The sequence below is a fragment of the Paraburkholderia tagetis genome, assembly GCF_022213065.1.
In the GTDB taxonomy this organism is placed as follows: Bacteria; Pseudomonadota; Gammaproteobacteria; order Burkholderiales; family Burkholderiaceae; genus Paraburkholderia; species Paraburkholderia tagetis.
The window spans coordinates 1-12812 of record NZ_JAKLJA010000054.1; the positions used below are offsets into that span (position 1 = coordinate 1).

At 64.7% G+C, this 12812-nt stretch carries 14 protein-coding genes; 7 read left to right on the forward strand and 7 right to left on the reverse strand.

Annotated features, from left to right (window positions below):
• Nucleotides 1-272 precede the first annotated feature (272 nt).
• Nucleotides 273-563, reverse strand: a complete 291-nt coding sequence (locus tag L5014_RS33705; protein WP_238468232.1) for a hypothetical protein — start codon at nucleotides 561-563, stop codon at nucleotides 273-275.
• 225 nt (nucleotides 564-788) lie between these two features.
• Here L5014_RS33705 and L5014_RS33710 point away from each other — a divergent pair, with 225 nt between their 5' ends.
• The gene (locus tag L5014_RS33710) at nucleotides 789-1556 is read left to right on the forward strand and encodes an SIR2 family NAD-dependent protein deacylase (RefSeq protein ID WP_238468233.1); all 768 of its coding nucleotides are present in this window, start codon (nucleotides 789-791) and stop codon (nucleotides 1554-1556) included.
• A gap of 201 nt (nucleotides 1557-1757) precedes the next feature.
• Nucleotides 1758-2267: a CinA family protein gene (locus L5014_RS33715; protein WP_238468234.1), complete on the forward strand. Its 510-nt coding sequence runs from the start codon at nucleotides 1758-1760 to the stop codon at nucleotides 2265-2267.
• A 349-nt stretch (nucleotides 2268-2616) separates the two neighbouring features.
• On the opposite strand, the gene L5014_RS33720 is transcribed toward L5014_RS33715, so the two are convergent.
• Nucleotides 2617-3534 carry a DMT family transporter gene (locus L5014_RS33720; RefSeq protein WP_238468271.1) on the reverse strand — a complete coding sequence of 306 codons (918 nt, stop codon included), beginning with the start codon at nucleotides 3532-3534 and terminating at the stop codon, nucleotides 2617-2619.
• A gap of 319 nt (nucleotides 3535-3853) precedes the next feature.
• On the opposite strand from L5014_RS33720, the gene L5014_RS33725 reads away from it, so the two are divergent.
• Nucleotides 3854-4081 carry a hypothetical protein gene (locus L5014_RS33725; RefSeq protein ID WP_238468235.1) on the forward strand — a complete coding sequence of 76 codons (228 nt, stop codon included), beginning with the start codon at nucleotides 3854-3856 and terminating at the stop codon, nucleotides 4079-4081.
• Nucleotides 4082-4264: 183 nt separating this feature from the next.
• Here L5014_RS33725 and L5014_RS33730 read toward each other — a convergent pair whose 3' ends face one another.
• Entirely contained in the window at nucleotides 4265-4549 is a 285-nt protein-coding gene (locus tag L5014_RS33730; protein ID WP_238468236.1) for a hypothetical protein, read from the reverse strand.
• Between the two features lie 75 nt (nucleotides 4550-4624).
• Complete coding sequence (locus tag L5014_RS33735; RefSeq protein WP_238468237.1) at nucleotides 4625-5401, reverse strand: Mut7-C RNAse domain-containing protein; 777 nt, start codon at nucleotides 5399-5401, stop codon at nucleotides 4625-4627.
• 25 nt (nucleotides 5402-5426) lie between these two features.
• On the opposite strand from L5014_RS33735, the gene L5014_RS33740 reads away from it, so the two are divergent.
• Both L5014_RS33740 and L5014_RS33745 read left to right on the forward strand, forming a co-directional pair.
• On the forward strand, nucleotides 5427-6386 hold the full coding sequence (locus L5014_RS33740; RefSeq protein WP_274389612.1) for an NAD(P)-dependent oxidoreductase: 960 nt from the start codon (nucleotides 5427-5429) through the stop codon (nucleotides 6384-6386).
• 275 nt (nucleotides 6387-6661) lie between these two features.
• Nucleotides 6662-7030 (forward strand): response regulator, encoded by a 369-nt coding sequence (locus L5014_RS33745; RefSeq protein WP_238468239.1) that lies wholly within the window; start codon nucleotides 6662-6664, stop codon nucleotides 7028-7030.
• Between the two features lie 346 nt (nucleotides 7031-7376).
• Here L5014_RS33745 and argC read toward each other — a convergent pair whose 3' ends face one another.
• Nucleotides 7377-8324 carry an N-acetyl-gamma-glutamyl-phosphate reductase gene (gene argC / locus L5014_RS33750; protein WP_238468240.1) on the reverse strand — a complete coding sequence of 316 codons (948 nt, stop codon included), beginning with the start codon at nucleotides 8322-8324 and terminating at the stop codon, nucleotides 7377-7379.
• 250 nt (nucleotides 8325-8574) lie between these two features.
• Nucleotides 8575-9153 (reverse strand): YbhB/YbcL family Raf kinase inhibitor-like protein, encoded by a 579-nt coding sequence (locus L5014_RS33755; RefSeq protein WP_238468241.1) that lies wholly within the window; start codon nucleotides 9151-9153, stop codon nucleotides 8575-8577.
• 332 nt (nucleotides 9154-9485) lie between these two features.
• Here L5014_RS33755 and L5014_RS33760 point away from each other — a divergent pair, with 332 nt between their 5' ends.
• Nucleotides 9486-10187, forward strand: coding sequence for a response regulator (locus tag L5014_RS33760; RefSeq protein ID WP_238468242.1), 702 nt, complete (start codon nucleotides 9486-9488; stop codon nucleotides 10185-10187).
• Between the two features lie 125 nt (nucleotides 10188-10312).
• On the opposite strand, the gene L5014_RS33765 is transcribed toward L5014_RS33760, so the two are convergent.
• The gene (locus L5014_RS33765; RefSeq protein ID WP_238468243.1) at nucleotides 10313-10999 is read right to left on the reverse strand and encodes an orotate phosphoribosyltransferase; all 687 of its coding nucleotides are present in this window, start codon (nucleotides 10997-10999) and stop codon (nucleotides 10313-10315) included.
• A 430-nt stretch (nucleotides 11000-11429) separates the two neighbouring features.
• Here L5014_RS33765 and L5014_RS33770 point away from each other — a divergent pair, with 430 nt between their 5' ends.
• Nucleotides 11430-12734, forward strand: a complete 1305-nt coding sequence (locus L5014_RS33770) for an MFS transporter (RefSeq protein WP_420800183.1) — start codon at nucleotides 11430-11432, stop codon at nucleotides 12732-12734.
• Nucleotides 12735-12812 lie beyond the last annotated feature (78 nt).

The following is a 12812-nucleotide window of genomic DNA, read 5'->3' on the forward strand; positions in this document are numbered from 1 at the left end:
TATGGGCTGCTCTCGCCGATCCTGCATGTGGTGCCGCTGCAGATGCTCGCGTATCACACGGCCTGCACACGCGGCACGGATGTGGACAAGCCGCGTAATCTCGCGAAGTCGGTGACGGTGGAGTAAGGGGGGGAGTAAGGGTGGAGTAAATGCTGAGCAAATAGCGAGGGCGCGGCACACCGGCCGCGCCCTCGCTGAACCACTGGTCTCACATCCCTCAAGACATCCGCATTTCGGGGCGCAGTGCCACCGCGCCCCAATATCCCGCCTTATTAATCGTCGTCGTCTTCGCGATGATGCTTGTGCCAGCCGCGATGGCGGCCGTGGTCGTGCCAGCGGTGGTCCCAGTCGTCGTCTTCGCGATAGCCATAACCGTAGCCATAGCCGTAGGCCGGCGCGGCATAGGCCACCGGGGCCTGCTCGTAGACCACGGGCGGCGGCGCCTCGTAGACCGGCGCTACGGGCACGCCGAGCATGACGCTCAGATCGGTATGCGCCGACGCCTCGCCGCACGCCGCGGCAAGGGCCACTCCCAGAACGGAAAGAATCAGTGTGCGTTTCATGGTGCTCCCTCGTCTTTTGTATTCGTGTTTCCGGACGCTGCAATGCGCCCGCGGATGCACGGATACTAGACAGTGGAATCGATCCAAGGTGAAACGGTGTGCGCACTGCTGTAACCGTCTGTAAAAAATCGCCATCGAATGGCCGCTTTCCGCACGCCCCACGGCCCTCTGTCGAAAGCCGAAAGGCGGCGTCATAATGGCGCCGATCGAATCCAGGAGATGAAAGTGGCCGATTTGGAGCAAACACGGCAGCAACCTCGCCAGCAGGGGCGTTTGCCTCGCTTGTACGTGTTTTCAGGCGCGGGGCTCTCGGCGGAAAGCGGTATTTCGACGTTTCGCACCGGCGACGGCATCTGGACGCATGCGAGCATCGACGAGGTCTGCAACTACCACACATGGCGCCGCAACCGGCCTGCGGTGTTTCGCTTCTACAACCAGCGCATCGCCGAATGCTCGGACGCGCGCCCGAACGATGCCCACCGCTTGCTCGCGCAGTGGCAGAACATGTGGGGCACGGAGCGCGTGCACCTCATTACGCAGAACATCGACGACATGCTCGAGCAGGCTGGCGCGCGCCAGGTCACGCATCTGCACGGCGACATGATTTCGCTGCTCTGCACCGACTGCGACTACCGTTTTCCGAGCAGCGGCGTGCTCGATCCCGGCGCGGCCTGTCCGTCGTGCGGCCAGGTGGAAAGCGTGAAGCCGGGCGTCGTGTTCTTCAACGAGGCCGCGCCCGAATACCAGACCCTCTGGCGCATTCAGCAGGCCATGGGCGACGACGATCTGTTCATTGCCGTTGGGACGGCGTTCGAAGTGATTCCGCCCGAGCGGTTGCTGCCGTCCACGCGCTACGGCCGCTACGCGCGCAACATGCTCGTCGATCCCGCACCTCAGCGCACGGAGTACTTTGGCGTCGTCGAGCACGAACCGGCGACCGTCGGCTTGCGCAACCTCGAACCGGCCATCGAGCGGATGATGGAAGGCGGCTAACGCAGCCGCGCTGTGGATCGCCCCAAGGGCGTGCTGGCTTCGCGGCCGCACGCCCTTTTTGTTGCCTGCGGGCTGCGTAGGGGCGTGCCAGTTCTGTGCGAGTTGCGGGCGGGCATCCGGTCCGGCGCTACGTGGGAAACTCCGTGCATCGGCAACACGACATCATAGGCGTATGCGACGATTAAAAGGGTTCCAGGAACCATGAACATCTCGAAGCAGATCATCGGTTATCTGCAATCGCGCGAGCTCGTGCTAGCGAGCATCGAAACCTGCACTGCCGGTGCAATCGCGTCCATGCTCGCCGATGTGGCGTGCGCCGCCGAATACCTCGATATCGGCGTCGTCGCGCATACGCGCGCCGCGTTGGCGGGCTTGCCTGTAGCGCACGCGCAGGCCGTGGAGGGCGATGCGCAAGCGGGCGAGCTGTTCGCGCGCGCACTGGTTGAAGCGCTGCTCGTGCAACGCGCGGGGTGTGCGAACGTCGCGCTCGCAAGCATCGGATGGTTTGCGGCAGAGCAGGAGGACAAAGCGCCTGTCTCGCACTGCTTTGCGTGGGCGTGCATGCATCGCGGCGCCGTGGCTTCGGCGAGTGAGACGGTGCTCTTTTCCGGGCGTCGCGCGCCGGTTCGGCGCTCTGTTGCTCGACGCGCGTTGCTAGGGTTGCCGCGCTTTGTCGATGAGATTCTCGCGTGCAACGACACAGCGCCCTGAAGCGACAGCGGACAACGCACGTTATTCAATAAGAGTTATGAATTTATATATGTATACATAGTAATAGTTAACAAGCCCTGGCATTTCCTGTGGATAACACGGTATTTCTTATTCCGTTCAATTCGATGCAATCCGGACAGCCATGCGGACAATCGCTGTATGCATTTCGAACCTCGCGGATAACTTTTTGACCTTTGATAGATCGCGCGGAGTTATCAAGAAATGATCCACAGATCGTTCGCCAGGTCGTCCCCAGGTTATCCAGAGCCCGCCGTGGATAACTTGTATGGCGAAAAAAAACGTCGCCCGCAGGCGACGTTTTTTCGCAATGGAACGCAATAAACGCGATTCAGACCGATTCCGCAGCCTGGGTCTCGTGCGCTTCGACGCGCCCGCGTGCAGCCGGCAGCAACTGGCAGGCGAGCAGCCCCGCGAGCATCAGCGCGCAACCCACGAGCGCGCGGTTGCTGAGCGTCTCGCCAAGCGCGATCCAGCCCGCGAGCGCAGCGAACACGCCTTCCATGCTGAAGATCACCGCGGCATGCGCGGGCGCCGCGTCGCGTTGCGCGACCACCTGGATCGTGTAGGCCACGCCCACGGAGAGCGCGCCGCCGTAGAGGATGGCGGGCGCTGCGCGGACGATATTGGCCAGATGCATGGGCTCGACCACGACGCCAATGGCGAGACAAACCAGCCCGCAGGAGACGAACTGCACGATCGAGAGCATGAGCGGATCGTGGCGCGGCGCGTAATGGCCCACGAGCATCACCTGAATGGAGATGACGAGCGCACAGCCGAGTTGATACCAGTCGCCGTACATGATCGAAAAGTGCTCGTTGATGCTCAGCAGGTAGAGCCCGGTTGTTGCGAGCGCCGCGCCGACCCACGTGCCGGGGCCGGTGCGGTGGCGCAGCAGTACACCCAGCATGGGCACGATCACGACATAGAGCGAGCTGATGAAGCCTGCGTTGGCGATCTTCGTGTAGCGCAAGCCGATTTGCTGTAGCGAAATGGCCACGGCGAGCACGAGCCCGAGCACCGTGCCGGAGCGCAGCAGCGCTGCGTCGAGGCGGAATGCCGGGGCGCGGTCGTGGCTTTCGCGGCCCTCGCGCATGCGTTGCACGTGCCCCATCGCGAAGACGAATGCCGACACGACGCCTGCACCCAGCAGGAACCGCAGGCCGGTGAAGAGGAACGGGCCGATGGCGTCCAGGCTCAGCCGCTGAGCGACGAACGCGGAGCCCCAAATCATGGCGGCGGCCAGCATCAGCAGATTGGCGCGCAGGTGGTGGTTGGCGGGTTTCAAGCGAAATTCTCAATACTGGAGTGACCCTGCCGCAATTCTGTTGCGAGACAGGGGGGGCGGTGCGCAGGACGAACAGTCGTGCGAAAGCTCGATCGTATCCGAATTGAAAGAAAATTGTCTCACCGACAATACACCGGCCCAATTACGGATGACAAACCGCCAACGCTGCGTAATACTGCTTCGCGCGAATCGCCCGTCGAGATCGGCCAGCGGACGGTTTCGCCGTATCGAAAAGCTCAATTCACAACGTGCCGGTCATACCAGGTTTGGGGAACAACAGATGAAAAAGATTCTCGCCTCGCTCATCGCAGCATCCTTCGCACTGATTTCGGCTCAGGTTTTTGCTCAGGAAGCAGCTTCGGGCGCCACTGCAACCGCACCGGCGGCTGCCAGCGCTCCGGTCAAGGCCAAGAAGCACCACAAGAAGCTCAAGCACCACGGCAAGCGCGCTCCGGTCGAGGAAGCAGCGTCGGCCGCCGGCACGAGCGGCAAGGGCGCGACGAACTAAAGCGTCTGGCCGCTCGCGGGTTGGTCTGCGCAGGGCCTTGCCGGGCCGCGCGACAACCAGGCCCGCCGAGCGGGCAGCGAAAAGAAAAAAGCCAAGGCATAGCCTTGGCTTTTTTGTCTCCGTTTTTTGCGCTCGATGTGACGCGCAATCCACACGTCATGCACGCTTCACTGCGCCGCGCGTTCAGGCTGCGTCGTGTGCGAGCCCGGCTTCGAGCAACTCCGTCAAAAGACCGGTCATGCCTTGCGCATGATTTTCCGCGCGTGCCTTCAGCTTCTCCACCAGATCGGCGTTGAGCTTGCACGCGAACGGCACGAGGCCGGCGGCCTGATCGAGCTTGCGCTGCTCGCGGCGGTCGAGCGCCGCTGGCGCCGAGCCCTTGCCGAAGCGGTCGGGGCCGGCCTTGTTCGTCGATTGCATCAGTTTTAGCGCCTTGTTTTTCTCAAGGTCGAATTTCTTCATGGCCATGGGTTCGGCTCCGAGGTTGGGCAGTGGCGCGCATTGTACGCAAACGCCTGCGCGCGTCCATCGCGGCGATGCGCATCAGGGTGCGGGATTGCCGTCCGGGCGCATTTCGACTCGTGTACCGGCCACGTCGTCGATCAGCGCGCGCATGCGTCGCCAGTGCGAGCCCTCCCAGAACACCCTCCCGCAGACGTCACAGGTGACGAAACGCGTCTGCCGCTCGAACACGCCGTCGGGCACGCGCGAGCGCACCTCGTCGCGCGCGATGCGCCGCAGCGGCGCGTTGCACGCAAGGCATAGCCGGAACGGCCGCACGCTCGCGGCGAGATCGAGCCGCTCGAAGAGCTCATAGAGTTGCGCGCGCGGTTTGAGCGCGCGCACGTAGCAGCCGTGCGTGATGCTGCGCCGCTTGAGCAGCTCGCGGTCGCGCGTGAGGACGATGCGGTGCTCGGCCGCGGCGAGCGACTCGATGGCGTCATCGGCGAAATGGTTGTCGTAGAGCGTGTCGAATCCCACGAGCCGCAGCAGTTGCGCGAGGCCGCCCAGATGGGCGTCGGCGATGAAGCGCAGCTCCCGCAGCGGGCTCGCGCGCACGCGCAGCAAGGGCCGGATGTCGAGCGACTCGAACTTCGGATAGACGGCCACGCGGTCGCCTTCCGCGAGCGGATGCTCGAACCCCACCGATTCGCCGTTCACGAGGATCAGCTCCACTTCGGTGTGCGGCACCCCGAGCGCCTCGATCATGTGCTTTGCCGTAGCGTTGTGCGCACACGGGCAAGTGAACGCACGCCGGCGCAGCGGCCGCGCGAGAAAGTCGTTCAGCTCCTCGTAGAAGCGGAAGGTGGCGGTGACCATGGCGCCAGTATCGCACCGCTATCGCATGCCTGGCGCGGCATGGCAGCAAGAGCGTGCTGCAGCGGCTGGCAGACTGTGTTCTACTCCGGGTTTTCATCATGAGGAGCAGGCAATGGATATCGGCTTTATCGGCCTTGGCGAAATGGGGGCCGTGATGGTCGTGAACTTGCTGAAGGCCGGGCACTCGGTGCGCGTCTGGAACCGCACGCCGGCGAAGGCACAGGCGCTGGCCGCCGCGGGCGCGCGCGTGGTCGCGTCCCCGGCTGAAGCGTTTGCCGGCGACGCCGTGATTTCCATGCTCGCCGACGACGCGGCCCTGCGCGAAGTGTTCGACGTCGCGCTGCTCGCGCAGGCGCCTCGCGGCCTCGTGCACGTGAACATGGCGACGATTTCGGTGGCGCTTGCCGAGACGCTCGCGCGCGAGCACGCCGAGCTGGGCCTGCATTACGTTGCCGCGCCCGTGCTCGGGCGGCCCGACGTGGCAGCGGCTGCGAAGCTGACGATCATTGCGGCAGGCGCAGCCGAGGCCATCGACCATGTGCAACCGCTCTTCGACGCGCTAGGCCAGAAAACCTGGCGCATCGGCGCGCTGCCGCAGCAGGCGAACGTGATGAAGCTGGCCGCGAACTTCATGCTGGCGGCGGCGGTGGAGGCGATCGGCGAGGCGGCAGCGCTGCTGGGGGGCCACGGCGTGGCGATGCGAGATTTTCTCGACGTGATCACGGGCGGGCCGTTTCCCGGTCCCGTCTACGCGGGTTACGGCGGCATGATCGCGGAGGGCCGCTACGAGCCGGCGCAGTTCAAGGCGCGGCTCGGCCTGAAGGACGTGCGGCTCGCGCTGGAGGCCGCCGACTCGGTAGCGACCCCGCTGCCCGTCGCGAGCGTGCTGCGCGACAGCCTGCTCGACGCCGTCGCACATGGCGACGGCGAATGCGACTTCGCGGTGCTCGGCAAGGTCGCGGCGCGGCGTGCGGGGCGTGGTTGAGCGAGCGGGAGCCAGTGGGCGGCTGTGGTCGCGAGTATCGTCGCGGGTGATGCGCTGAACGGGGCGCGAACAAGGGAGCAAGACGCCCCGCGCGCGGTCAAATTCTCGGACGACCGCTCGCTGACGCACAAAGTCCGGCCGGGCGGTGGCGCATAATGCGAGACGAATAAGGCGCTGAATAAAGCACTTGAATAAGGCGCTTGATGGCAAAGCGCCGCGCCATGCGAGCGGGCGGGGAACGATGCAAACCGAACCAGTGAGAATGGAGACGGCGGATGGAGACGCGCATCCTGATCGCCGATCATGACGAGACGTCGCTGGCGGGGCTCGGCACGTTGCTGGCCGACCTCCAGTACGCGACCGCCATGGCGAAAACACTCGATGACGCAGCCGAAGCCGCCGCGCGCTTCGTGCCGGATGTGGCAATCGTCGCGCTCTCGCTCGCGCCCGACGACGAGCCGGCCGCTCTCGTGCGAAGGCTGCGCGACGCCTGCGGCGCGCGCACGCCGCTCCTGATCGCGCTGAGCGGCTGGGGCGAGTCGCGTCACCGCGATGAAGCGCTCGCCGCCGGCTTCGATGTGCATCTGGTGCGCCCAGTGGGGCTCGACCAACTAACGTTCATTCTTTCGATGGTCGCCCAATAAGGGCTTTTCGGGCTCGCTTGGGGCATCTTCGGCTGCCATTCCGGCGCTGCTCGAACCCGCGACGCATTATCCGGGTAATCCTGATCACCGTTTTCGTTGTTTATTTGCAACGTTCAGGGTCCGTACTACTTTACATGTTGCGTTGCACCAAGTAGTTCGCTATACTGGTTCTTGTCTCCTCCATGTCTCCTCTGATATGGATTCAGCCCGCCAACCATGGCGGGCTTTTTTTTTGCCCGCGCGGTTTGCGGCGCCGCGCACAAATAAAAACCCGGCGCTTCGCAGTGCCGGGTTTTCGTTTTTCAGCCGCCGCAGGTGTGTTCAGCGGCCTAGGCTTAGCGGGGCCTCAAGCCTTCAGTCCGGCATCTTCTGCCGCGCCGATCGCGAGATTCATGCACTGAATCGCCGCGCCCGAGGCGCCTTTGCCCAGATTGTCCAGACGTGCGACGGTCACGAACTGCTCGTCGTTGCCGAACACGAACAGATCGACGCGATTGGTGTCGTTGTTCGCCTGGGCGTCGAACATGCCCGAATCCAGATTAGTTTCCGCGTTGAACGGCATCACGCGCACGAATTTTTCTCCGCCGTAGTACTCGGCGTAGAGCGCCAGCACGTCCTCGGGCTTGGCGCGGCGCGTGAGCTGCTGCGGCGAATAATAGGTCGTGACCGCGAGGCCCTTGTAAAACGGGCCCACGATGGGCGTGAACACGGGCGCGCTCTTCAGGCCGCCGTGGAACGCCATTTCCGGCAAGTGCTTGTGCGTGAGACCGAGCGCGTAGGGTCGCGGGCTCATGAGCTTCTCGTTGCCGCCGGCTTCGTATTCCGCAATCATCTTCTTGCCGCCGCCGCTGTAGCCTGTGAGCGAATAGGCGTGCGCCGCGAAGTCGGGCGCCACGAGCCCCGCCTCGACGAGCGGACGCATGGCCAGCACGAACGCCGAAGCGTGGCAGCCCGGCACGGCGATGCGCTTGGCGCTGCGCACGCGCTCGCGCTGCGCGCGGGTCAGCTCGGGCAGGCCGTAGGCCCAGTCGGCGTGGGTGCGGAAGGCCGTGCTCGCGTCGATGAGCACCGTGCGCTCGTTTTCGACGAGCGAGGCCGACTCGCGCGAGGCGACATCGGGCAGGCACAGGAAGGTCACGTCGGACGCATTGATGAGACGGCGGCGTTCCTCGACGTCCTTTCGCTTCGCTTCGTCGATCCTCAGGATCTCGACGTCGGCGCGCTGCGACAGGTATTCGAAAATCTTCAGGCCGGTCGTGCCTTCCTGTCCGTCGACAAAAACTTTCGTGCTCATCTCGGTCTCTCTGAAACTTCGGGGATTGCGGACGCTGCCCGCCGCGCGGGCGTTGGTTGCCGCGCGGCGCTCACTCATGCGGCGCCGGAACGGTATTTTAAGACCGATGGCCGCCCGACGTGCGGCGGCCGCCGGAAAAAAATCGGGAGTAACCCGGGGAGTAGCCCGTAAAGCAGTGCGCTGGCGAGAGCCTTTTGGGGGAGCGAATACCCTCGCGCACCCGGCCAGCGAGCGGGCTGTGACCGTGGTCTCAACGTCCGTACATGACCGTGATTTTGGCGCTGCCGAGCGCGGCGCCGTGGATCTCGTGATCGAACATCATCGCAGGCCCGCCTGGGGCGAGCGCGAGCTTGTCGACGCCGAGCGCGTAGACGGTCACCACATAGCGGTGCGGTTTTCCCGGCGGCGGGCACGGGCCGCCGTAGCCCGCGCCACCGAAGTCGTTGCGCGCCTCGAGCGCGCCGAGCTTCTTTAGCGCGCCCGAGGCGCTGGCATTTTCGGGGAGCGCGCTCACGCGCGCCGGAATGTTGGCGACGGCCCAGTGCCACCAGCCGGGGCCCGGCGCATCGGGATCGAAGACCGTGACCGCGTAGCTACGCGTGCCCGCTGGCGGGTTACGCCATGTCAATTGCGGCGAGCGGTTAGCGCCCGTGCAGCCGTTATCGTTGAGCACCTGCGGCGCCGCAACCTTGGCACCGTCGCGAAAGTTCGCGCTGCCGAGCGCAAACGTGCCTTGCGCGTGGGCATCCGCGCAGGCCAGTGCACTGACAAGGAGTCCTGCGCCAAGGAGACAAGTCGTTCGCGCATCGATTGCGCGCGCAGCTTTCATGGTCGATAACGGGGAACGCGCATACGCATGCGCAGTACGAGGGGCAAGGTCGTGTGAGCCGCGCATGGGCTGGTTCTCCTGTATGTTTGTCAAAGACGCATGACACATTGCCGACGGCTTGTTTCGAATTGTGTTCTGCATCGAACTTCGTTCAATATAACGTCATTAAGCGAACGCGTTTGGCCGTCTGACGGCTGCGCGCCCGGGGAAATCGGCTATAGTCGCGTGCTTTCCTGCCCGTGCGGGAAACGATGTTTCGAGAACGAGGGGTTTCTCGGAGCAGATAGCCGTTCAGAAAGAAAGACAAGCAAGACGGTCTCTACGGAGGGGTAATGCAGCAGCAGCCAATCAGGGTCGTAGTAGCGGACGATCATCCGGTGATCTTGTTCGGCGCGGAACATGCGCTGCTCAAGTTCCCTGGCATCCAGGTCGTTGGCCGTGCCCGTCAGTCCACAGAACTGATCAAGGCGCTGCAGACTACGCCGTGCGATGTGCTCGTAACCGACCTCGCCATGCCGGGCGGCCAGTACGGCGACGGCCTGCCGCTCATCGGCTATCTGCGGCGCAACTTCCCGGATGTTCCCATCGTCGTCCTTACGATGCTCGAAAACGCGGCGCTCCTGAAGCGGCTGGGCGAGCTCGGCGTGATCGCCGTCGTCCACAAGTCCGACGACCTGAGCCATATCGGGCTCGCCGTGCAGCACGTGAGCCGCAATCTCGAATACATGAGTCCGCAAGTGAAGGTGGCGCTCGAGTCGTTGCGCATCAACAGCGGCGGCAAGAACGACGAAGTCATCCTCTCGAAGCGCGAACTCGAAGTGGTGCGGCTTTTCGTGTCCGGCATGACGATCAAGGAAATCTCCGAAAAGCTCAATCGCAGCATCAAGACGATCAGCACGCAGAAGAACACGGCCATGCGCAAGCTCGGGCTCGACCGCGACTCGGAACTGTTCCAGTACGCGCAGAGCAATGGCTTGCTCAATCTCTCATCGCATGCGCCGGATAACGGCGCGACGGGCGAAGTCGTGTCCTGAGCACGCCATGCCGCGCAGGGTTTTGCGCGAGGCATAAAAAAAGCCATCTGTCCGAAAGGCAGATGGCTTTTTTGCTTGAGCGGAGTGGCGCGGGCGAGTGAGCCGCGCGCCGCCCGCTCGCAGGCTTACTGCGGTGCCGAGGTTGCGCCGCCGTGCGCCGCCGACCATTCGGCCGGTGCGTGCAGGAATTTCTCGACTTCGTCGAGCGTCTTCGTTTCGAAGTAGCCCGAATCCTTGGCGACGCGCAGCACGTCCCACCATGTGGCGAGCGCGTGCAGGTCGACGTCGATGTCCTTCAGGACCGAGACGCTTTCCTTGAAGATGTTGTAGTGAAACAGCACGAAGCAGTGGTTCACCTGCGCGCCGGCGGTGCGCAGCGCGTTGATGAAGTTGATCTTGCTGCGGCTGTCCGTGGTCAGATCCTCGACCAGCAGCACGCGCTGGCCTTCGGTGAGCAGACCTTCGATCTGCGCGTTGCGGCCAAAGCCCTTCGGCTTCTTGCGCACGTACTGCATCGGCACCATCAGGCGGTCCGACAGCCATGCCGCGAACGGGATGCCTGCGGTTTCGCCGCCGGCGACGGCGTCGATCTGCTCGTAGCCGACGTCGCGCAGAATGGTGGCTTCAGCCATTTCCATCAGGCCGCGGCGCACGCGCGGATACGAGATCAGCTTGCGGCAGTCGATGTAGACCGGGCTCGCCCAGCCAGAAGTGAAGATGAAGGGTTTTTCGGCGTTGAAGTGCACGGCCTTCACTTCGAGCAGCATTTTGGCGGTTGCGTCCGAGATCGTCTGGCGATCGTTGCCTGTCATGGGCGAATCCTTGGATAGATGAATGCGGGAGGCGGGTGGGCGCTGGGCCCGGTGGCGCTGGCACGGTGAATCCGGATGGCTGGCATCGGAACTCGCGATGCGCGGCCCGGATGGCGTCGATCGTCTGAGGTTTTGCTTCAGGCGACCCGCTCGCTCCGGACGGCTTCTCTTGCGCGCGTAGCCGGGCATTTTACCCGACTTGACGTTCGCCGACGAGTCGCACTGACAGGTGTTCGCCGGCTTTGTGGGGTGGGATCGTGGTTTTGCTCGTGGCGCGCACGGCCATGCTGTTCTGGTTGTGGCTGCGCGGGCACGCCAGTAAACTCACGCCGGTTTTCGTCTGGCCCGCGCCCCGCAAAGGATTGTCCGAATGACCGCCGCTTCTCGTCCCGAATCGCGTCCCGAACCGCGTTCTGCACCTCACGCCGAATTGCCTTCCGATTCTTCGGGACTCACGCCCGCCGATACCGCCATCGCGCCCGCCGCCGTCCCGCACACGGGCGAACCCGTGCAGGTGGCTGTCGCGGGCGGCCACGCCATACGCGCGCTGATCGCCTCGGTGCTCGGCTATGCGATGGACGGCTTCGACCTGCTGATGCTCGGCTTCATGCTGCCCGCCATCAGCGCGGATCTACATCTCTCGGGTGCGCAGGCCGGCTCGCTCGTCACGTGGACGCTCGTGGGCGCGGTCGTTGGCGGCATCGTGTTCGGGCTGCTCTCGGACCGCTTCGGGCGCGTGCGCGTGCTCACCTGGACGATCCTGGTGTTCGCCGTGTTCACCGGGCTGTGCGCGCTCTCGCGCGGCTACGCCGACTTGCTCGTCTACCGGACGATCGCCGGCATTGGCCTTGGCGGCGAGTTCGGCATCGGCATGGCGCTGGTCGCCGAGGCCTGGCCCGACCGGCTGCGCGCGCGGGCGTCGTCGTATGTCGGGCTGGGCTGGCAAGTGGGCGTGCTCGCCGCGGCGCTGCTCACGCCGTGGCTCCTGCCCGTGATCGGCTGGCGCGGCATGTTCGCGATCGGTCTCCTGCCCGCCGTGGTGTCGTTCGTCATGCGCCGGCGCGTGGAAGAGCCCGAGCTTTTCGTGGCCCATCGGGCGCGCGTCAGCAAGACACAAGAGCGCGGCGCATGGCTGCGCGCGCTCGGCCTGCTGGTCGCCGACGCCCGCACGGCGCGCGCGAGCCTCGGCGTGACGGTGCTTTGCTCGGTGCAGAACTTCGGCTACTACGGGCTCATGATCTGGCTGCCCGCCTATCTCTCGAAATCCTTTGGCTATTCGCTCACGAAGTCCGGCCTCTGGACCGCCGCGACCGTCGCGGGCATGGCGCTCGGCATCTGGCTGTTCGGCATTGCCGCCGACCGCTTCGGGCGCCGGCCCGCGTTCCTGTTCTATCAGGCGGGCGCGGTGGTGATGGTGTTCGTCTACGCGCATCTGAGCACGCCGTTCGCGCTGTTGATCGGTGGTGCGGCCATGGGCGTGTTCGTGAACGGCATGATCGGCGGTTATGGCGCGCTCATTTCGGAGCTCTATCCCACCGCCGCGCGCGCTACCGCTCAGAACGTCCTCTTCAACATCGGCCGGGCGGTGGGCGGCTTCGGCCCGCTTGCGGTCGGCGCGATGGCGGCCCGCTATTCGTTCACGGCGGCGCTCGGCATGCTGGCGGCGATCTACGTGCTGGACATCGTCGCGACGCTCTTCCTGATTCCCGAGCGACGCGGCGTGGCGCTCGAGTAAGCCCCGAATCTGACGAGATCGGCACACCGGGTGCGGCGCAACGCCGCATCTCGCGCAGCCTGGGATGCCACACGCGGC